This is a genomic window from Phytobacter sp. MRY16-398, assembly GCF_003925915.1.
GTDB classification, from domain to species: domain Bacteria; phylum Pseudomonadota; class Gammaproteobacteria; order Enterobacterales; family Enterobacteriaceae; genus Phytobacter; species Phytobacter diazotrophicus.
The window spans coordinates 3,219,996-3,241,428 of sequence record NZ_AP018756.1; the positions used below are offsets into that span (position 1 = coordinate 3,219,996).

A 21,433-nucleotide genomic window follows, 5' to 3' on the forward strand; every position below is an offset into this window, starting at 1 on the left:
GACAGCAAGCGAGAAAAAATGCGCTAAGCAGGTATTAAGGGGTATAGCCCCCTGAAGACGAGGGTTTTTCTCTGTCGTGGGTAACTCCCTCTTAAAGTATGTTGTAACTAAGTCAGATCAAAAAAAAGCGCGAGCCAGGCCCGCGCAAGGATAATCAACATTTACTTACTTTTTATTAGAATTCCGTCCGTAGATAGCCCAGGTGATCATCACACAGGCGATATAAAACACCAGGAACACTTTCATTGCGCCCGCCGGGGAACCGGTGAGCGCCAGCGAGGTGCCGAAGGCTTTCGGGATAAAGAAGCCGCCAATCGCCCCAATAGCTGAAATAAAGCCCAGTGCAGCAGCGGTTTCGGTTGCCGCCTCACGCAGCGCCGTGGCTTCACTGCCGCCAGCGTTTTTCACCCGTTCCAGCGTCATCTTGCGGAAATTGACTGAAATCATCTGGAAGGTAGAGCCACTGCCCAGCCCGGCCGTCAGGAACAGCATCAGGAAGACGCCAAAGAAGGCGGTAAAATTCCCGCCCACGCCATTGGTTGGCAGCGTCAGGAACAGTAAGGCACTAAAAATAGCCATCAGGATGAAGTTCACGAGTGTAACACGCGTCCCCCCCAGCCGGTCCGACAGCGCCCCACCCGCAGAACGGGTGAGCGCGCCGATGAGTGGGCCAAAAAAGGCGTAATGCATGATGACTACGTCCGGAAATTGGGTCTTCGACAGCATGGCGAAACCGGCAGAGAAGCCAATAAACGAACCAAAGGTTGCCAGATAGAGAAAGCTCATGATCCACATATGCTTACGCTTTAACACCGGCAACTGCGCTTTCAGTGACGCTTTCGAGGCGGTCAGTTCGTTCATGCCAAACCAGGCGGCGAGAGTAAAGACGGCCAGCAACGGCACCCATACCCATGCGGCATTCGCCAGGAAGATCATACTGCCATCAGGCTGCGCCACACCCGTTGCGCCAAACACAGCAAACATCGAAAACGAAATAGCCAGCGGTGCCAGAAGCTGCATCACGCTCACACCCAGGTTACCGAAACCGCCGTTAATCCCCAGCGCGCTCCCCTGCTTCTCTTTTGGAAAGAAAAAGCTGATGTTCGCCATACTGGAGGCAAAGTTCGCTCCGGCAAAACCACACAACAGCGCAATGATGATGAACGTGCTAAATGGGGTGGAGGTATCTTCAACCGCCAGGCCCAGCCAGACGCAAGGAATGATCAGAATGCCGGTACTGAACGCGGTCCAGCGGCGGCCACCGAATACCGGGACCATAAAAGAGTACGGTACGCGCAGCAGTGCGCCCGACACGGACGGTAAAGCAGTCAGCATAAAGAGTTGGTCAGTCGAAAATTGAAAGCCAACTTTATTCAGGTTTACGGCAACGGCGCTAAACAACATCCACACACAGAACGCCAGCAACAGACACGGAACCGAAATCCACAGGTTACGGCTGGCGATGCCGTGCCCCTGTCGTTGCCAGAAAAGCGGATCGTCCGGACGCCAGTCGCTAATAATTCGGCCTGACGCCCTTTGGGGGGTAGAAGAGTGACTCATAGACACCTCTGGTTATTGATTTGACGAGGCCACATTAGTTTTTACAGCGCAAGGTAAGTTGATATAAATCAAAGGAAAAGTGTGCGTAACGACGAGCAAAAAATAGCCATGCTCATTAGTGAGTAGATCGTTTTTCTTAAAAAAGTGTGGTTTTTCACAACCCTGTCGCCTGATGAAAAAGACCCACTCCTTTTATGGATACCGACAACGATAAAGGAGTACTTCTTTGTAGGTATGGGTATACCTCAGGGTATGGCGGACAATATCGACCACTCTTTATTTCCGTGCGCCGGAGCCTTGCCCTCTATGCTTAAACGCCTCTTTACACCGCTCTCCCTGGTTAACCAGGTCGCGCTGACCATGCTGCTGTCGACGGTTATCGGTGTGGCGGGTATGGCGGTTTCCGGCTGGCTGGTGCTTGGCGTTCAGGGCAGTGCCCACGCCATCAACAAAGCGGGCTCGCTGCGTATGCAAAGTTATCGGTTGCTGGCAAGCGTGCCACTGCGCCCGGCAGACGACGTATTACTCAAAGAGATGGAGCAAACGGCGTTCAGTTCTGAACTGGCCGATGTCGCCGAACGTGACGGGCAGCAAGAGCAGTTAGAGGCGCTGCAACATTTCTGGCGCAATGAGGTCGCGCCAGCCCTTAAGCAGGCCCAGGAGCCTCAGGCTGTCACCGATAAAATAGCCACCTACGTAAATCGAATCGACACGCTGGTTACCGCCTTCGATCACAGCACCGAACAGCGCATGGCGCGCGTGGTGATCCTGCATCGGGTGATGGCCATCTTGCTGGGCTTACTGCTGCTCTTTACCGTTGTCTGGCTTCGCGCCCGCCTGCTCCAGCCGTGGGAACAGTTACTGAAAATGGCCCAGGCGGTCAGCCAGCGTAACTTTACCCGGCGGGCACAAATCAGCGGACGCAATGAGATGGCGACCCTCGGTACCGCCCTGAATAATATGTCGGAAGAGCTGGCGGAAAGTTATGCCGTCCTTGAACAGCGCGTTCAGGAAAAAACCGCCGGACTTGAACAAAAAAACCAGATTCTCTCTTTCCTGTGGCAGGCCAACCATCGTCTGCATTCGCGTATTCCTTTGTGCGAACGTTTGTCACCGGTGCTTCACGGGCTGCAAAACCTGACGCTGCTGCATGATATTGAGCTGCGCGTTTACGACATGGAAGATGAGAAAAACCACCAGGAATTCACCTGCCATTCGGATATTACCTGTGATGATCGGGGGTGCCATTTATGTCCGCGCGGCATCCTGCCTGCTCCCGCTGGCGGCAGTTCCACCCTGAAATGGCGCCTGGCGGACAACCATACACAATATGGCTTGCTACTCGCGCAGCTCCCCCACGGCAGGCATCTTAGCCACGATCAGCAACAACTGGTGGATACGCTTGTCGAGCAGTTAACCGCGACGCTGGCGCTGGACCGTCATCAGGAACATCTGCAGCAGATGATGGTGATGGAAGAGCGTGCCACCATCGCCAGGGAACTGCATGACTCCATCGCCCAGTCTCTCTCCTGTATGAAGATGCAGGTCAGTTGTTTGCAGATGCAGGGCGGCGACCTGCCTGAGAGTAGCCAGCAGTTGCTGGGGCAAATCCGAAACGAGCTCAATACCTCATGGGCGCAGTTGCGTGAGCTGTTGACGACATTCCGCTTACAATTAACAGAGCCTGGACTGCGCCCGGCCCTGGAGTCCAGTTGTCAGGAATACAGCGCGCGCTTCGGTTTTCAGGTCAGGCTGGATTACCAGCTCCCTGCGCGTCTCGTGCCCTCACATCAGGCAATCCATTTATTGCAGATTGCCCGCGAAGCCTTAAGCAATTCGCTGAAACATTCCGGCGCGACTGAGGTTATCGTCTCGGTCGTCCAGCAGGAAAAACGGGTAATATTGCAAGTTCGCGACAATGGCTGTGGCGTGCCGGAAAACGCAGCGCGAACAAACCATTATGGCTTGATTATCATGCGCGACCGTGCGCAAAGTTTACGTGGCGATTGCCAGGTTCGACGGCGTGAGTCCGGCGGTACCGATGTGACCGTGACGTTTATTCCCGAAAATCTTCTCTCATCAGTGCAAGGAGATAACTATGACTAACCAGGAACCGGCTACCATTTTGCTCATCGATGATCACCCGATGTTGCGTACCGGCGTCAAGCAACTTATCAGCATGTCGCCTGAAATCACCGTCGTCGGCGAGGCCAGCAATGGCGAACAAGGCATCGAACTGGCAGAGGATCTGGACCCGGACCTGATTCTGTTAGATCTGAATATGCCGGGGATGAATGGCCTTGAAACGCTCGATAAACTGCGTGAAAAAACGCTGTCGGGTCGCGTGGTGGTCTTTAGCGTATCGAATCACGAAGAGGATGTTGTCACTGCCCTTAAACGCGGCGCCGATGGCTATCTGCTTAAAGATATGGAGCCAGAAGATTTACTCAAAGCCCTCCAGCAGGCCGCCGCGGGTGAGATGGTTCTGAGCGATGCGCTAACCCCCGTGCTGGCTGCCAGCCTGCGCGCCAACCGTGCAACCTCGGATCGCGATATCAGTCAGTTAACGCCGCGCGAACGCGACATTCTTAAGCTTATCGCGCAGGGTCTGCCGAATAAGATGATTGCCCGTCGCCTCGACATCACCGAGAGTACGGTAAAAGTGCACGTGAAACATATGCTGAAAAAAATGCGCCTGAAATCCCGCGTGGAAGCAGCGGTCTGGGTTCATCAGGAACGCATTTTCTAATTGTCAGGCGCCATCAGCTCCCAGCGCGGCGTCGCGTCAGAGGTGTCAACCAGCGGTGGCGTCAGCGTCAGCACAATCTCATTGGATGAGACGCGCTGACCTTTTTCATCTTCGGCAATCACCGCCAGATGCCACTCGTTGGTCGCCCCTTCACTGTTATCCCACTTCGGCATAATGATCGACCAGCCTTCCGTACTGCTGGGATGAGCAGGCGGCGTCAGGCTAAGCTGTTGAGTATCACCCTGCCAGCGTAACTCGCGTATCCCGTGCGTGCTGCGGATATCCAGTTTAAGTGCCACCGTTTCGCCAGGCTGTAAATCCCAGGGCGGTGTGGCGAGAAATACTGAGAGTGTCTTGCGCTGGCGATATTCGTATACCGGCACCGTATCACGCACCGGATTATCGTAACGGCTGCCGCGCAAAGAGGCCTCCTCTCCCAGTTGGCTGGCGGAAAGCTGTTTCCAGAGAGGAACACCAAACCGATAATTCAGTTTCAGGCCTAAATCGTTCTGACTTTCGCCGTTCTCTCCCTGTTTATGGTGCGCCGAGAGCGTTACCAGCGGTACGGGGGTGTAATCCAGCCCCACTTTTACCGCCAGCGGATTACGATACCCCGTCCCGGAGTCGAATAAATCCACGCTCTCACCAAAGTATTGTTCCAGACTGACGCTGGTATCGAGTTGCTGCCAGAAGGGTAAACGCGCCTGAGCGGTAATGTCATAGCCGCGCGCCATACGCTGCTGGAGCGTTGCCGAACGATACGTCCAGTCGGTGAGCGGTTGATAGTAATTGGCGGAAAAACGCAGCGACTGTCCCCACACCTCAGCCCCCAGTCCGGTACGGGCCAGGTTTTCATCGAGCAGATTGTCGTAGAAGGTGTTATACCCCAGCAGCCAGTCACCGGAAATCCAGCGCTGCCCGATACCCACGTTACCGACCAGCCCCTCATCCTGCTGGGTCAGACCAAGCTGGCTCCAACTGAGATAGCGGGACGTATCCTGCAAAGGGACAAACCAGTCGCCGTGGCTGCCGTTAAAGCCCCCTTTGTCATCAACTTTGACATCGATGGTCGCTTTGCCCCAGGGCGACAGCCAGGACTCTACCTGCTGGTTTACCTCATCGCTCACCACATCGCGCAACTGACCAAAGGCGAACTGGCGCGCCTGTGCTCCGGTATCCAGCCCGTTGTCTGTCATGCTGGCTTCGCCAAAGGCTTTCGCCATTTCGGCCAGATGTTTTTCACTGCTGCCTTTGTCGGGCGTCATTCCGAGATCGGGCAGAGAATCACCATCATTATCAAACGGATGTTGAGCCTGCTGAACATACCAGGATTGCGGGGCGGTCTGTACGCCACTGACCGCGCTTCCCGCCAGCGGCAAGAATAAAAGCAGTATTGGGGAAGAGGAAAACCAGTGCATCACGTTTGTAGGGGGTCGCTCCGGGCTGGAAATGATCGCCAGTCGTTCAGGTTAGCGGCTTTGCCCGACAATTTCAGCTTTTGCGCAAATTTCAGGAAAATCCTTAATCCTTCCCGTTTCGCCAGACTACAGTTAACTGAATGCTGATAACTGAGAAAAAGCGAATGACTCAGACACTACGATGGGCCATGTGCAGTTCCATTTTGTTGTATGCCGTGTCGGCCAGCGCCACCGACATTTTCCAACTGCAATCCCCTGCTTTTGGTGATAACGCGCTGATGGAGAAAAGATTCGCGGGCAACGCCACCAGCAATCCTAACTGCACGGGAGAGAATATTTCCCCGGCACTGGTGTGGAACAATCCGCCTGCAAAAACGCAAAGTTTCGCCCTGGTCGTACATGACCCTGAAGGGGCGATGGGCCTTGGCGTTACCCATCTGGTGGCCTACAACATTCCCCCTTCCGGCACCGGTTTTGCCGAAAATGATCTGCGTGACGGCAAAGGCTATACCGGCGGTAAAAATACCCCCGGCACCGTGCAGTGGTATGGTCCTTGCCCTCCACCGGGTAGCGGCGCACATCACTACACCTTTACCCTGATTGCCACCAGCCTCGCCCCGGATCTCCCCAAAGGATTAACCCGGGACGAGCTGTTTGCCAAACTCAAAGGCCACACCCTGGGCGCGGCAGGTTTAATTGGCCGCTTCGGACAGTAGCGCTTTTAATTCCGGCAGACAGGAGCCACAGTTTGTGCCGCAGCGCAGGACATTCCCCAGCGCTGCGGTACTGTCGCACCCTTTGGCAATCGCGGCGCGAATCGCATTTTCCCCCACGCTGTAACAGCTACAGACCGTGCGCCCCGGCACAGGTAAGCTGGACGGTGACTGCCCGGCTAACAGGCTATGCCGCGCCTGCGCCGTTGCCGGCGCGGTGATAAATGCCTGCACAATGACATCATGTGCAATAACCGGAAGCCGCGTATCACTCCACCACCCCAGCATCAATTGCCCGTGATGCCAGGCCAGCAGATTTTTCACCGTACCGGCACGAACAGTCTGTATCTGCCAATCTTGCATCTGACACCATGCCGTCAGCCATGCCGACGCATCGCCATTGCCCGCCAGGGTGAAATGCAAGGCGCTATCCGTCGCTTTGCGCACCCAGTAGAGATTGGCGGGGAGCGGCGGCATTTCACGCGCATAGAATTCGCCCTGCCAGTCTGGCTGCCAGGCGGCGATGCGCACCGCCGTTTGTTTGCTCTCCGGCTGCCCGGAATGCGGGTCGCACACCGGGGCCACCAGTGCGTTAACCTTCCCCTGCCGCGCAAAGGCGTGGTTCCAGTGCATCGGTGTAAACAGTTCACCTTCCCGCTGACCGTGCTGAATACGCGCTCGAGCCACCATAACGCCGCGGGGAGAGCTTATATGTGCGAGGTCTCCCTCACTGAGTGCAAAACGGGCAGCATCCGCCGGGGAAATATCCACCACGGGTTCGGCAATGTGCTGCATCAACCGCGCAACGGTGCCAGTGCGGGTCATCGTATGCCACTGATCGCGGATCCGCCCGGTGTTAAGTAAAAGTGGATAGTGCGCCGTCGGTTGCGCCACTGCGCGTGCGGGCGATACAGGTACGATGCGTAAACGCCCGGAAGGCCGCCAGCCGCGTTGTAATGCCGCCGGGGTCACGCTCCACTGGTAGGGTTCCAGTCTGTCCCACTGTTCGCGCGTTAACCCGGCCAGTTCACTGATATCAAACGCCCGCGTACCGTTGTTTTCGAAGCCGGAAAGCGCCGCATGTTCAGAAAACACCTCATGAGGATGCTGCCAGGCAAACGCGGAGCCAAAGCCGAGGCGCTGCGCGACCTGTGAGATTATCCACCAGTCAGCTTTTGCCTCGCCCGGCGGGGGTAAAAAGGGCCGCTGGCGTGAGATGCGTCGCTCGGAATTGGTCACTGTGCCATTTTTCTCCCCCCAGGCCAGCGCCGGAAAACGGATATGAGCGTAGCGGCTGGTGTCAGTCTGCGCCACCACCTCAGAGACAATCACCAGCGGACAGGCCGCCAGTGCGCGGCACACCGCATGGCTGTCCGGCAGCGAAACCGCCGGATTGGTGCCCATTATCCACACCGCTTTCACCTCGCCACGCCCGATGGCCTCAAACAGATCGACCGCCATCAGTCCCGGCGTTTGCGCCAGCCGCTCCGTCCCCCAGAAACGTGCCAGCCGGGCAAGGTCCGCCGCTTCAAAATTCATGTGTGCCGCCAGTTGTGTCGCCAGACCGCCCACTTCGCGCCCGCCCATGGCATTCGGTTGTCCGGTCAGCGAAAACGGGCCGCATCCCGGACGGGCAAATTTGCCGCTGGCCAGATGCACATTCATGATGGCATTACACTTATCGCTGCCGCTCGATGACTGGTTAATTCCCATGGTGAACAACGTCATCGCCCGTGGCGCGGTAATAAACCAGTCATAAAACGTTGTGACAACGTCACGCGACAAATTACAGAATGACGCGACCACCTCTGGTGTCCACGCACGCGCGGCAGCCAGTGCGGCCTCGCCCTCATCAAAATCGACAAGTGTTTGATTTCCCTTCGCAATCATATTCAGCAGGCCGACAAACAGCCCGGCGTCGCTCCCCGGCGCTAGCGGCAGATGGAGGTCGGCAATATCACAGGTGGCGGTGACGCGCGGGTCAACGACCACCACTTTTAGCGCCGGGTTATCATGCTTTGCCTGCACAATGCGCTGGTAGAGCACCGGATGGGTCCAGGCGGCATTCGACCCCACCAGCACCAGCAGATCGCTCTTTTCGATATCTTCATAGCTGCACGGCACAACGTCTGCACCAAAGGCCCGCTTGTAGCCTGTAACGGCAGATGACATGCACAACCGTGAATTGGTGTCGATATTTGCCGCGCCGATAAAGCCTTTCATTAGCTTGTTGGCGGCATAGTAATCTTCGGTGAGCAACTGCCCGGAGGCATAAAACGCCACCGCCTGCGGACCAAATTCGCTGATGATGGCGTTCAGGCGTTCCCCGGCAGCATCCAGCGCCGCCTGCCAGCTTACCGTCTGCTCATCCACCTGCGGAGCCAGAAGCCGCCCCGCTAACCCGGTGGTTTCCCCCAGCGCCGCCCCTTTCACGCACAGCCGACCGGCGTTTGCCGGGTGCGCGCGGTCACCCGCCACGCTCACCCCATCGTCAGTGACGGTCGCAACCACGCCGCAGCCCACACCGCAATACGGGCAGGTGGTGCGGGTACTCATGATGCCTCCGCGCGCATCAACAGGACCTGGTTGCCGACCCACACTTTGCCACCTTCAATTTTAACCGGCCAGGCGCGGACCGCCGGTTCACCGCTTTCCGCATAACAGCCGTCACGCAGACGAATACGCTGCTTGTAGAGCGGCGAAATCACCAGCGGTTCACCGTTCGTGTCGCCTAAGATCCCGCGCGACAGAACCTGGGCGTGGCTGCCCGGTTCGTGGTTATCGAGCGCATAGATGGTTTCGCCAAAGCGGAACAGTGCGATTTGCCGCTCACCCAGCCGTGCGCCAATCCCCGCCTGTTCAGGTATCGCGGCAATGTCGCAGATAACCTGCCATGGCCGCCACGGCAGTTGCCCTTCTGACTGCTCCGGTGCCGCCGCCAGTTGCGGCTGGTCACGGACAACCTCGCGGTGAACGGTTTCGTCCGGCACGTCGCTGTTAACAAACGAGCGGAACAGCGCCAGACGGTCAGGATCGTTAAGCGTGGTCTGCCACTCGCACTGATAGCTGTCCACCACCCGCGCCATCTCTTCTTCCAGCTCAGTGGCAATCTCCAGGCTGTCATTCAGGATAACATCGCGCAAATAGTCGATGCCGCCCTCCAGGTTATCCAGCCAGGTACTGGTACGTTGCAGGCGGTCAGCCGTGCGGATGTAGAACATCAGAAAACGGTCAACGGTGCGGATCAGCGTGGCCTCATCTAAATCGCTGGCAAACAGATCCGCATGACGTGGCTTCATGCCGCCGTTACCGCACACATAGAGGTTCCAGCCTTTCTCCGTGGCGATCACCCCCACATCTTTCCCCTGCGCTTCCGCACACTCGCGGGTACAGCCGGACACCGCCATTTTTATCTTATGCGGCGCACGCAGCCCTTTGTATCGATGCTCCAGGGTGACCGCCAGCCCGGTGGAGTCCTGCACACCATAGCGGCACCAGGTCGAACCAACGCAGGATTTCACCGTGCGCAATGACTTGCCGTAGGCGTGCCCGGTTTCAAACCCGGCATCGACCAGCTCCTGCCAGATGGCCGGAAGCTGCTCCAGACGGGCGCCAAAGAGATCGATACGCTGGCCGCCGGTGACTTTGCTATAAAGCTGATAGCGTTTGGCGATCTGCCCGATGGCAATCAGACCATCCGGCGTGACCTCCCCGGCGGGCATCCGCGGCACGATGGAATAGGTCCCGTCTTTCTGGATGTTGGCAAAATAACGGTCATTGGTATCCTGCAGCGGCAGGTGCGCCGGTTTGAGCAGATACTCATTCCAGCAGGAGGCCAGAATCGACCCGACCAGCGGCTTACACACCTCGCAGCCCTGCCCGTGACCATAACGGCTGATTAACTGTGCGAAAGTACGGATATGGTTGACGCGCACCAGATGGTGGATCTCCTGGCGCGAGTACGGGAAGTGTTCGCAGATGTCTTTTTTCACTTCCACGCCCTGCGACGCCAGTTGGTGTTCCATGACCTGTTTGACCAGCGCGCTGCAACCGCCGCAACCGGTGGCCGCTTTGGTACAACTTTTGATGGCTCCCATGTCGCTGGCGCCCGCGCTGACCGCCTGGCAAATATCGCCTTTGCTGACGTTATGACAGGAACAAATCTGCGCGCTGTCCGGCAAGGCCGCCACGCCGAGCGCTTTTGGCGCACTGCCAGCAAGCGCAGGCAGGATCAGGCTTTCCGGTTGTGCTGGCAGCGCCAGCCCGTTGAGCATGGTTTGTAGCAGCGTCGCATAGTCGCTGGCTTCCCCCACCAGTACGCCGCCGAGCAATTGTTTGCCATCTTCACTGACCACGATTTTTTTATAGATTTGCGCCGGGCCGTCGGTCCACTGATAACTCAGGCAGCCGGGTGTGCGCCCGTGGGCATCGCCGAACGACGCCACATCAACGCCAAGCAATTTCAGCTTTGTGCTCATATCCGCACCGGTAAACGCCGCCGCTTCGCCGCTGAGATGAGCCGCCACTACACGCGCCATCTGATATCCTGGCGCCACCAGACCATAGACTTTGCCCTCCCACACCGCACATTCGCCAATGGCGAAGATGTTTTCATCCGAGGTCTGGCACTGTTCATTAATGGTGATCCCGCCGCGTTCCCCCAGGTCCAACGCCCCGCTGCGGGCGAGCGCATCCTGTGGGCGAATGCCGGCGGAGAACACCACCATGTCGGTCGTCAGGCTCTCACCATCGGCAAAGTTGAGGGTGAGCGTGTCGCCATTCGCCACGATTTCCCGGGTCGCCTTGCTGGTATGAACCTGCACCCCCAGCGCGGTGATTTTCTTGCGCAGCATAGCGCCGCCCTGTTCATCCAACTGAACGGCCATCAGCGCCGGGGCGAACTCCACCACGTGGGTTTCCAGCCCCAGTTGTTTTAACGCATTCGCCGCTTCCAGCCCCAGCAGCCCGCCGCCAATCACGACGCCACGCGTGGCGTTTTTTGCTCGCGCGGCAATCTCATCCAGGTCATCCAGGGTGCGATAGACAAAACAGCCACGGGCATCATGCCCCGGAACCGGCGGCACAAACGGGTATGAACCGGTTGCCAGCACCAGTTTATCCCAGCGCGTTTCATGCCCCCGGGCATCCCGCACCACCTGTAACGCGCGGTCGATATCGGTAATGGTCTGGTTGAGACGCAGCTCAATGCCGTGCTGGTCGAAAAAATCCCCCTCGACCATGGAGAGCGACTGCGCGCTGCGTCCGGCAAAGTACTCGGATAAATGCACGCGATCGTAGGCGGCATAACGCTCCGCGCCGAATACCACGATGTGATAGGCCTGATGCAAGTTGCGGCTCACGCACTGTTCTAAAAAATGGTGGCCGACCATACCGTGTCCAACCACAACCAGAGTAGGTTTTGTCATCTTTGGGATCCCGGCAGCCGCTGGCTGCGCTGTAAAGCTGTCAAAAAGCCAGCCCGCCTGCGGCGGTTCCGGCGTATTTAATCGTTCGGTGAGTGCTGCCGCACTGGCACAATCGCCCAGCAGCAGTACGCCGCACAGTCTGTTTTCCCGCACCAGCAGGCGACGGTAATGGCCGCTGAGGGGATCGAGGCTGGTCCAGATGTCATCGCCATCACGCGCCTGCACGTCCCCGGCACTGAACAGGTCGATGCCGGTCACTTTCAGTCGCAGCCCGCCCGCCTGCCAGTGAAAGTCTGCCTCAGGCGTGCCGAGCAGACGCGCAGCGAGAATCTCCGCCTGCTGCAAACAAGGGGCCACCAGCCCCCAGGTTTGTCCGGCAATTTCACAGCATTCACCGAGGGCGCTCACCCCGGCGACCGCACTGCGCAACTGCCCGTCCACCACGATGCCACGGGCACAGGGAATACCGCTGGCCTGGGCAAGGGTTATCGCCGGGCGCACGCCGGTGGTCATTACCACGCGACCTGCCGACAAAACGCGGCCGTTGGTCAGCGTGACGCTATCGGGTGTAATACAGCGGATGCTGGCAGAGAGTTCGCAGTCAATGCCGCGCTCACGCAGATGCGCTGCCAGCAGCCCCCCGGCCTGTGCGTCAAGCTGCTGCTCCATAAGCCATTCGCCGCGGTTCACCAACGTGACGTTGTCACCATGACGGCGCAGCGCCGCAGCCGCTTCAACCCCCAGCACGCCACCGCCGAGGACAACCACCGGCCCACTGCCTGCCAGAATGGCCTGCACATCGCTGATACGGCGAAAGCCATGGACATGCGGTAAGTCGTGGCCCGGTACGGGCGGGATAAAGGGCGTCGATCCGGTGGCAAACACCAGTTCATCCCAGGTCAACTCGCGTTGGGTGGTAATGACCCGACGCGCCGACACATCAACCTGGGTGACCGTCTCCCCCGTCAGTACCCTGATGCCGCGCGCTTTATACCACTGCGCATCGTGCAGGACGGTGTCGCTGAACGCTTTTTCTGCACCCAGCACCGGTGATAACTGGATGCGGTTATAGGCATGGCCCGGCTCGTCGCCAATCATCGTGATGGCATAGCGGTCGGCAGCCGATTCGCTGAGTTTTTCGACAAGGCGGGTGGCCGCCATGCCGTTGCCAATGATTAACAGTCGCAGGGTCATCTCACTCACCTCAGGCCGCTTTCGGCTGTTTTTCATAGAGGAAATGGAGGATCTGCTGGCGCAGGTGGTGATAACGGCTGTCATCAGCCAGTTGCACCCGGTTACGCGGACGCGGCAGATTGACGTCAAGGATTTCACCGACGGTTGCCGCCGGGCCGTTGGTCATCATCAGTACCCGGTCAGAAAGCAGCACCGCCTCGTCCACATCATGGGTGATCAGCACAATGGTGGTGTTCAGCGACTGCTGGATCTGCATGACCGCATCCTGCAGGTGGGCGCGGGTTAACGCATCGAGCGCGCCAAAAGGTTCATCCATCAGCAGCACTTTGGGTTTCATGGCAAGAGCACGGGCAATGCCGACACGTTGTTTCATCCCGCCGGAGATCTCCCCCGGACGTTTGTGCAGCGCGTGGCCCATTTGTACCCGCTCCAGATTGTGCTCAATCCACTCGCGGCGCTCCGCTTTGTGCATGGTGCGACGGAACACCTGATCCACCGCCAGCGCCACGTTGTCAAAACAGGTCAGCCACGGTAATAAAGAGTGGTTCTGGAACACGACCGCGCGCTCAGGGCCAGGCCCCGCTATCTCCCGGTTATCGCACAGCAAACCGCCTTCGGTTGGGAGCGTGATACCGGCAATCAAATTCAGTAAGGTCGATTTCCCACAGCCCGAATGACCAATCAGGCTGACCGTTTCCCCTTCATGAATATCGAATGAGACATTTTGCAACGCCACAAACTCACCGCCCGCGGTCGAAAAGCGCTGGCTCACCGCCTGCACCTGGATAATGGGTTTTTTGCTCATCTTATTTCTCCTGCCAGCTAAAGCGACGTGCCACCAGCATCAGCCCCTGCTCCAGCAGCAGACCGACCACACCGATGATGACAATGGCGATTAAAATGTTTTCCACATTGAGGTTGTTCCATTCGTTCCAGATCCAAAAACCGATCCCCAGGCCGCCGGTGAGCATTTCCGCGGCGACAATCACCAGCCAGGCGATGCCGATCGACAAGCGGACGCCGGTGAGCACGGCGGGCAACACCGCCGGGAACAAAATGCGGCGCATGACTGTCCATTCGGACAACTGCAGAACGCGGGCCACGTTGAGGTAATCTTGCGGAATGCGGCGCACCCCTTCGGCGGTATTAATCACCATCGGCCAGATAGAACAGATGAAAATGGTCCAGCTTGATGCCGGTTCCGCTTTCTGGAAAAGCAGCAGGCCAATCGGTAACCATGCCAGTGGGCTGACCGGGCGCAGCAGTGCAATCAGCGGGTTGAACATCCGCGCCAGAAAGATAAAGCGGCCAATCATAAAACCCAGCGGGATCCCCACCAGCGCCGCCAGACCAAAACCGATGGCGACGCGCTGCAATGAAGCCAGTACGTTCCAGCCGATCCCCATGTCATTCGGCCCATCCCGATAGAACGGGTCGGCAAACAGCGTCATTGCCGAATCCAGCGTGCTGAGCGGGGTGGGAAAGCCTTTGCTGTTGATTGCCGCCAGTTCCCAGGCGATAAGCAGCAGCCCAAGCCCCAGCAGCGCGGGAACAACACGTTCGGCTACCGCGCGAGTTTTACGCGACAAGGCCGGCTTACGGGTGCGGACTTTGACCGGAGGCAGCGTAATCACTTCGCCAGCTATGGACGGCGGCGTAACGCGCTGTGTGTTCTGTTGATGTTTCATATCAGGCCCCTGTTCGTTGAATGTCGAAGCGTCTGGCGTATTGCTCCGGGTCGGTACCGTCCCAGCGCGTACCATCCATCAGTGTGCTGGTTCGCATGGTCTGCGCAGGCGGCGTAATGCCCCCGATAGCCGTGGCGGCATCTTTCCAGATATCGATACGGTTAATGCGCCCGGCGATGGCGGCATAATCCGGTGCGCTTTTCAGCAGCCCCCAGCGGCGAAACTGGGTTAAAAACCACATGCCGTCGGAGTGCCATGGGTAGCTCACCTGGCCGTCATTGAAAAAGCGGATAGCGTGCGCATCCTGCCAGCGCTTGCCCGCACCGTTGTCGTATTCACCGAGCATGCGCCCGGTCAGATACTGCTCTTTGGTGTTAAGCCACGCCCGACGCGCGAGGATGCGCGCGGTTTCCCGGCGGTTATCATCGGAAGCATCAATCCAGCGGGATGCCTCCATCACCGCACAGACCAGCGCACGGGCGGTGTGTGGGTTTTGTTCGACCCAGGCGCTGCGCGTGCCGAGAATTTTTTCCGGATGATCCGGCCACACGGCCTGGCTGGTCGCAGCGGTAAATCCGATGCGGTCATTAATGGCGCGGGCGTTCCACGGTTCACCCACGCAAAAACCGACCATGTTGCCGATCCGCATGTTCATCACCATTTGCGGCGGCGGCACGACCACCGTGCGAATGTCGGTAAAGGGGTTGATGCCCGCGCTCGCCAGCCAGTAATAGAGCCACATGGCGTGAGTGCCGGTCGGGAAGGTATGGGCAAAGGTGTATGTTCCGGGGGCACTCTGCCCAATCAGTTTTTTCAGGCTCTCGCCATCGGTGACGCCTTTATCCAGCAGGTCGCTGGAAAGGGTGATCCCCTGACCGTTCTGGTTAAGGGTCATCAGGTTGGCCATCGACTGGGTTTTCCCGGCGATCCCGAGTTCCAGCCCGTACAGCAAGCCATAAAGCACGTGCGCGGCGTCCAGTTCGCCGGAGACCAGTTTGTCGCGCACCGCCGCCCAACTGGCCTCTTTGGTTGGCACCAGGGTGATGCCGTACTTTTTATCGAACCCTTTCAGGGCAGCAATGACCAGCGGCGCGCAATCGGTCAGCGGAATAAACCCGACACGAACAGTAGTCAGTTCAGGTTTGTCGGAACCTGCCGCCCACGCGGACTGCATCAGGCCGGGCATCAGCATCGCACCGCCCAGTGCTGCTCCTGCCTGTAGAAAACGCCTGCGCGTTAGTAAAACCGATGAATCGCCCATACCCACTCCCGAAGCAAAAAAAAAGCGCCCGTCGATGCTTTCGCACCAATGGACGCCTTTATCCGTATGGTCAGTGAACCGCCGTTGGTTCCCCGCCACAAATGTATTCATTTACACACTTAACAATGCAACCACTATGCCAGGTTACAAGCCGCTGTTTTTCGTGCTTTTCACCTGTTTTCAGGATGTTTTCGCACTGCACATGTGCAGGGAATGCCCGCAGAATGTGCAACTACTCCTTAGGTGTTAGAGGCCATAATGCCCGTACAGTGAGCAGCGCGCGGGCGATTTCAACCATGCGCTGATTCTTGTCCATAGCCATTTTGCGCAGACATTGCCAGGCCTGCTCTTCGCTCATGTTCTGGTGATTCATCAGGATATTTTTCGCTTTATCAATCAGCGTGCGTTCCTCCATGGAATCCTGTAATGAGGCCAGTTGCGCACTAAGCTGCTCCAGTTCACGGGCTTGCTGGCGCACCAGGGGTAAGAGCTGTTTGTCGAGCCGCGCGGAAAGGCGGTCGCTCGTCGTTTCCTCAATCCAGCTACTGACATTAACGTCGTCGTCTTCCTCCAGCATGGTCGCTGTCGTGTGCATCAGTTCATTGATCAGCAACTCTTCCAGCGCACGCAGATGTTCCAGCCTCTGGGTTTGCAGTGCGAACCAGCGTAGCGCCCCTTCGCCGCCGTCTGCGGCGGGCACGCGGGTGCAGGCCTGGCGACGGAGCTGTTCAATCTCCAGCCCGGCGGTACATTCGCGGGCAAATATCGCACTGACATCAGGCGCCGCAAGTGACAGGAAGGCCTCAAAACAGGGTTGCTGACCATCAATGCGGTCCACCAGCGACTGGCGCAATGCATCGCTAAATGCCGCCTGGGTAAACCCAATCGCCCCCAGCGCGCGCTCTTGCCCTACCAGCTCTTTTCCCTGCATAAAACTGTAGAGGGCCACCAGATGTTTAACGATTCTGGGATCATCAACGCTGTCGTTAAGCTGCGGAATAATGCTCAGCAGATGGCTAATGGTACGGCTGAACTGCGCCATCGCCTGTTCTGCCGTAATACGCTGGTTTTTTATTTGTTCGCGTAACTGTGGAAGTTGTTCCAGACACCCAACAGCGGCGGCAATACGGTGGCATAATGCGCTACTGGCAAGTGGCCTGAGCGTGGCGAGTAACGGTAAAAACGGGGTGATGTTCTCATCGGCAAGGGCGCTGCTGGCACGACATTCCAGCGCGTAAAGCTGCCCTTTTGAACACAGCCAGATATTCGATGCGCCGCGTTCGCACTGCAACATATGGGTCAGATGGCTGATTTTTCCCGCCAGCACGCCAAGCTGGGTGAGCTGGTAAAGCTGTTGTTTCTGGACCTGACGCGCATAGCGAAACCAGTCGGTGGCGTCGGGTGTCGCATCAGTATAATTATTCATGCTTACTCTCCGTGGCTGTCTGCTGGAGAGTAATAAGCAATAACCATGCCCTATCGAAGGAGTGAAGATGCAAAAGATCGTGATTGTCGCCAACGGCGCGGCGTACGGTAGTGAATCCTTATTTAACAGTCTGCGTCTGGCCATCGCCCTGCGCGAGCAAGAAGCCGACCTCGATTTACGCCTGTTTTTAATGTCCGATGCGGTGACCGCCGGGCTGCGTGGGCAAAAACCCGCCGAGGGGTACAATATTCAGCAAATGCTGGAAATCCTTACTGCGCAAAATGTACCGGTGAAATTGTGTAAGACCTGCACCGACGGGCGCGGTATCACGACGTTGCCCTTAGTGGATGGCGTGGCGATTGGCACCCTGGTCGAACTGGCGCAGTGGACGCTGTCGGCAGATAAAGTGCTGACCTTCTAATATTCATCATTCTTTAATACTTTTTTCTTATGGGTGCCTCTCTGGCATCAAGTTTGCCTGCTGTGCTGCCGATAGGCATTAAAGACAACACAGCAGGTACTCATAAATATGTTCAGGTCAATTCGCGCTCGTATCATTGCGGCGACGGCGGGCTGTCTCGCTATTGCTCTTCTTCTTAACACCGTTATTAACTACCAGGTAACCAGCCAGCATAATCAGGACGCTCAGCAAGACATCCTCACCAGCACCAGCTCCAGCCATAGCCTCGCTATCAGCGACTGGGTCAGCAGTAAAACGACCGCCATCTCCTCTCTCCAGAAAGTCGCCCTAACCGACGACCCCGTTCCGGTGTTCACCCAGATTGCTCAGGCCGCCGGCTTTATCAACGTCTATGTGGGGTACGCCAGTAAAACGGCCAAATTCTCAAACCCGGACGGTGTGCCTGCGGATTATGATCCGACCATTCGTCCCTGGTATCAGCAGGCCGCCAAAGCGGATGCTCCGATAGTCACCGCACCTTATGTCGATGCAGGCAGCGGGAAACTGGTGGTCACCTTCGCGGTACCAGTCAAAGAAAACGGTACGCTTAAAGCGGTGGTCGCAGGTGATGTGTCAATGGACAGCGTGGTGGCCAACGTCCAGGGTATTAAACCCACCCCAAACAGCAGCGGACTGTTACTTAACAGTGATGGCAGCGTGATTGCCGCCAACGATGGCAAACTGACGCTGAAACCGTTTGGCGAGGCCATCAGGGAAGTACAATTTGCCGATCTGCAAGCGGGTAAACCGCTCACGGGCCTCTTTGCCGGTGCGGAAAAAGCGTTTCTTGCCACCAAAGTGAACGGCACCAACTGGTTGCTGGTTGTCGCACTGGACAGCGCAGACGCCACGGCGGGCCTGCGTGCGCAATTAAAAGCCTCAGCCGTTTCGCTGATTGTACTGGTCATGCTGGCGGGTGCCCTCATGCACTGGATTGTCGCCACTATGCTCAAGCGCCTGATCACCATTCGTGACGCGATGAACGCAATTAGCAGCGGCACAGATGACCTGTCGCAGCGCTTGCCGGAACAGGGTAACGATGAAGTGGCGCAAATCGCCCATGCATTTAACGCCTTTAGCGATAAACTCGCCGTAGTGATGGTTAAACTGCGCGATTCCAGCCACTCTGTTCAGCAGGCGGCACAAGAGATTGCGACAGGCAACCAGGATCTGTCAGGGCGTACCGAACAGGCCGCCTCGAGCCTTCGCGAGACCGCCAGTGCCGTCGAGCAGATTACCGCCTCCGTCGCCCAGTCAACCGATTCTGCGGCTCAGGCCAACGAACAGGCGCACAGCGCCTCTGAGGCGGCGTCACGCGGCGGCAAAGTGGTATCGCAGGCCATTTCAACCATGCAGACAATCGAAGTGGCGTCGGCCAAAATCGGTGATATTACCAGCGTGATTGACGGGATCGCTTTCCAGACCAATATCCTGGCGCTGAACGCCTCGGTCGAAGCAGCACGTGCAGGCGAGCAAGGGCGTGGTTTCGCGGTTGTTGCCGGCGAGGTGCGCAACCTTGCCAGTCGCAGCGCGCAGGCGGCGAAAGAGATTAAATCGTTGATTGATTCGACAACAGACAGCGTGGCAACGGGTTCCCGCTACGTGCGCCTGGCCGGGGAAAGTATGGGGGAAATTGTCTCCAGCATTGACAGCGTCTCGGTCATTATGCGTGAAATCACCGTCGCCACGAACGAGCAGATGAAAGGTATCCAGGAAATTAACCATGCGGTCATCGATCTTGACCGAATGGTGCAGCAAAACGCCGAACTGGTGATCCAGTCAGCCGCCGCCGCAGGCGCGTTGCAGGAACAAGCGGGCGAGCTTGCTGAAACTGCGGGGCATTTCCGCATTTAATCTTCTGTCGGCGCGTTTTTCCCCGAATTTAACGCGCCGACATAATCCCCCGCCGAATTTTGTCATTATTGTTTAATCGTTACGCCATTTTTTGATCAAAGTCAGCATCTGAACCCCTTCCCTTTGGTGTTATGCAATGAGTGAATTGTGAACAAAATCACGCACGGGATTTTCCCGCAGGGAGTGCGTTGTCGATATATACGGGGTTTAAAACAATGGCGTTGGTAAAAACAAGTTTGAAGTTATTTGGTGGGGATACAGTGGTAGTACGTTGTTCTGAGAGCTGCCATATCCATCTGATGAGCGAAAAGAGTCAGGCCGCAAGTCAGACTGATGTGTTAAGCGTTCAGGATCGTGCCAGTGCGTATCTGGCGGTTCCTTACAGCGGCATCTGGAATGTGCTGATCGATAGCCACAGCCAGTCGCTGGAACATTCCATCAGTTACGTTCCAGCATAAGTTAGCATCACACTCAGGCGAAACCAGGTTGCATCTCCGGACCTGGTTTTTCTCCCTCCAGCAGCAGACGCACTCTTCCCACCAGCTCGTTGAGGCAATCATCCTGCATACCCAGTTTGATCAGCTCTTGTTCCAGCGAGAACAGATATTGCGCGTTGGTACCCAGCGGGCCACTCGCTGAGGCAATAAGCGGCGCAATGGTCTGCGCGCGGGTATCGGACTCATAAAGCGGATGACGCGGGTCCATGATGAATACCAGCGCATTTACCGTACGCCCGTCGTCAAGCTCCAGCTTGCGCCAGCTCGGCAGGTAGCAGCCGGTGATCATCTCGCGTTTCCACAACAGGGAAAGCTCTTCGTGTAGGGTGGATTCTGCCAGGCGATAGGCCACGCCGGTGGTGCGCCCGCCCTCTTTTAGTGCAAGCATACGTCCGGGCTGGCATGCGCTGCCGCGTCCCGCCGTCAGACGTAAACAAAATGCGCGGTGCCAGCCGGGAAGAGTACCAGTACAGGACTCGTCATATTCCAGAGCCGGGTTCCACATCAGCGAACCGTAACCAAAAATCCATACCGGGCCGTCATCCGGGCGGCAAGCCAGCGTCGCTGCAAGCGATGCTGCTCGTTGCTCCGCCGACCATAACAGCGATTCCTCAATGTCTCCAAACGCCGTTTTACAATCTGCCTTCATCAAGAAATCACGCGTCAACATCTCTTTCTACCTCCGCCACTGCCTGCTTCCTTGCGACGACTTTACTGCTGCCTTCCTGGCGCTTTTCAATGACGATATGCAATTCACAGGCCGTTTTCAAGTGAACTCTATGGGGCGTAAGGCGAAGGGCGATTCATCATGTTGGCAATATAAAAATGTGGCTCACTATTTCAGAGGGTTATCGCTTTTTATGCCATTTATCATCGTCACCCTTTTCATAATCATTTTTTACCGCCGCCCAGGCTACGCGATGCGCGGTCTCTTCGCGGCTGGCATCACCGCGGCGATCGTCTTTATCTTTATATTGCTCCCAGGCACTATTAAAGGCTTCTTTATAGATTTCCTGGGCGTGAGCAGGCAGGACATGTTGCACGCTGTCGGGTAAGTCTGATTTCGTTTTATAGGGCATCGTATATACCTCCTTAAGCAAAAACTTAAGTCTGGTTTATTCTTCCCGTCTTATCCAACCGATTTTGATTTTCGACAAAACCCCAATGGCATTACATTGTTAATTAAC

The 21,433-nt window shown here is 57.1% G+C and carries 16 protein-coding genes; 6 read left to right on the forward strand and 10 right to left on the reverse strand.

Going from position 1 to position 21,433, the window contains the following annotated elements:
- Positions 1–165: 165 nt before the first annotated feature.
- Entirely contained in the window at positions 166–1,560 is a 1,395-nt protein-coding gene (locus MRY16398_RS15815) for a NarK family nitrate/nitrite MFS transporter (RefSeq protein ID WP_125124758.1), read from the reverse strand.
- A 306-nt stretch (positions 1,561–1,866) separates the two neighbouring features.
- Here MRY16398_RS15815 and narX point away from each other — a divergent pair, with 306 nt between their 5' ends.
- Both narX and narL read left to right on the forward strand, forming a co-directional pair.
- On the forward strand, positions 1,867–3,666 hold the full coding sequence (narX, locus tag MRY16398_RS15820; RefSeq protein WP_039079430.1) for a nitrate/nitrite two-component system sensor histidine kinase NarX: 1,800 nt from the start codon (positions 1,867–1,869) through the stop codon (positions 3,664–3,666).
- Complete coding sequence (gene narL, locus MRY16398_RS15825; protein ID WP_039079179.1) at positions 3,659–4,309, forward strand: two-component system response regulator NarL; 651 nt, start codon at positions 3,659–3,661, stop codon at positions 4,307–4,309. Before narX ends, narL begins: the two co-directional genes overlap by 8 nt.
- Here the strand turns inward: narL and MRY16398_RS15830 are convergent.
- Complete coding sequence (locus MRY16398_RS15830) at positions 4,306–5,727, reverse strand: YchO/YchP family invasin (protein WP_125124759.1); 1,422 nt, start codon at positions 5,725–5,727, stop codon at positions 4,306–4,308. The genes narL and MRY16398_RS15830 overlap by 4 nt on opposite strands.
- A 164-nt stretch (positions 5,728–5,891) precedes the next feature.
- Between MRY16398_RS15830 and MRY16398_RS15835 the strand changes: the two genes are divergently transcribed.
- Positions 5,892–6,443, forward strand: coding sequence for a YbhB/YbcL family Raf kinase inhibitor-like protein (locus MRY16398_RS15835; RefSeq protein WP_039079180.1), 552 nt, complete (start codon positions 5,892–5,894; stop codon positions 6,441–6,443).
- On the opposite strand, the gene MRY16398_RS15840 is transcribed toward MRY16398_RS15835, so the two are convergent.
- From MRY16398_RS15840 to nasR, 6 genes are all read right to left on the reverse strand, one after another.
- Positions 6,420–8,996 carry a nitrate reductase gene (locus tag MRY16398_RS15840; RefSeq protein WP_409349118.1) on the reverse strand — a complete coding sequence of 859 codons (2,577 nt, stop codon included), beginning with the start codon at positions 8,994–8,996 and terminating at the stop codon, positions 6,420–6,422. The genes MRY16398_RS15835 and MRY16398_RS15840 overlap by 24 nt on opposite strands.
- Entirely contained in the window at positions 8,993–13,060 is a 4,068-nt protein-coding gene (gene nirB, locus MRY16398_RS15845; protein WP_125124760.1) for a nitrite reductase large subunit NirB, read from the reverse strand. The genes MRY16398_RS15840 and nirB overlap by 4 nt, the downstream gene beginning before the upstream one ends.
- A 10-nt stretch (positions 13,061–13,070) precedes the next feature.
- Positions 13,071–13,865 carry an ABC transporter ATP-binding protein gene (locus MRY16398_RS15850; protein ID WP_039079182.1) on the reverse strand — a complete coding sequence of 265 codons (795 nt, stop codon included), beginning with the start codon at positions 13,863–13,865 and terminating at the stop codon, positions 13,071–13,073.
- A 1-nt stretch (position 13,866) separates the two neighbouring features.
- On the reverse strand, positions 13,867–14,748 hold the full coding sequence (gene ntrB / locus MRY16398_RS15855; protein WP_107224666.1) for a nitrate ABC transporter permease: 882 nt from the start codon (positions 14,746–14,748) through the stop codon (positions 13,867–13,869).
- 1 nt (position 14,749) lies between these two features.
- Positions 14,750–16,009 carry a CmpA/NrtA family ABC transporter substrate-binding protein gene (locus MRY16398_RS15860; protein WP_125124761.1) on the reverse strand — a complete coding sequence of 420 codons (1,260 nt, stop codon included), beginning with the start codon at positions 16,007–16,009 and terminating at the stop codon, positions 14,750–14,752.
- A gap of 232 nt (positions 16,010–16,241) precedes the next feature.
- Positions 16,242–17,435, reverse strand: coding sequence for a nitrate regulatory protein NasR (gene nasR, locus MRY16398_RS15865; RefSeq protein WP_125124762.1), 1,194 nt, complete (start codon positions 17,433–17,435; stop codon positions 16,242–16,244).
- 67 nt (positions 17,436–17,502) lie between these two features.
- Here nasR and ychN point away from each other — a divergent pair, with 67 nt between their 5' ends.
- From ychN to MRY16398_RS15880, 3 genes are all read left to right on the forward strand, one after another.
- Positions 17,503–17,856, forward strand: a complete 354-nt coding sequence (gene ychN, locus MRY16398_RS15870; protein ID WP_071194060.1) for a DsrE/F sulfur relay family protein YchN — start codon at positions 17,503–17,505, stop codon at positions 17,854–17,856.
- Between the two features lie 108 nt (positions 17,857–17,964).
- Positions 17,965–19,749 carry a methyl-accepting chemotaxis protein gene (locus MRY16398_RS15875; RefSeq protein ID WP_125124763.1) on the forward strand — a complete coding sequence of 595 codons (1,785 nt, stop codon included), beginning with the start codon at positions 17,965–17,967 and terminating at the stop codon, positions 19,747–19,749.
- Between the two features lie 215 nt (positions 19,750–19,964).
- Positions 19,965–20,207: a DUF1883 domain-containing protein gene (locus tag MRY16398_RS15880; protein WP_039079188.1), complete on the forward strand. Its 243-nt coding sequence runs from the start codon at positions 19,965–19,967 to the stop codon at positions 20,205–20,207.
- Positions 20,208–20,220: 13 nt separating this feature from the next.
- On the opposite strand, the gene MRY16398_RS15885 is transcribed toward MRY16398_RS15880, so the two are convergent.
- Entirely contained in the window at positions 20,221–20,916 is a 696-nt protein-coding gene (locus MRY16398_RS15885; protein WP_039079189.1) for a gamma-glutamylcyclotransferase, read from the reverse strand.
- Positions 20,917–21,094: 178 nt separating this feature from the next.
- On the reverse strand, positions 21,095–21,325 hold the full coding sequence (chaB, locus tag MRY16398_RS15890) for a putative cation transport regulator ChaB (protein WP_039079190.1): 231 nt from the start codon (positions 21,323–21,325) through the stop codon (positions 21,095–21,097).
- Between the last annotated feature and the right edge of the window lie 108 nt (positions 21,326–21,433).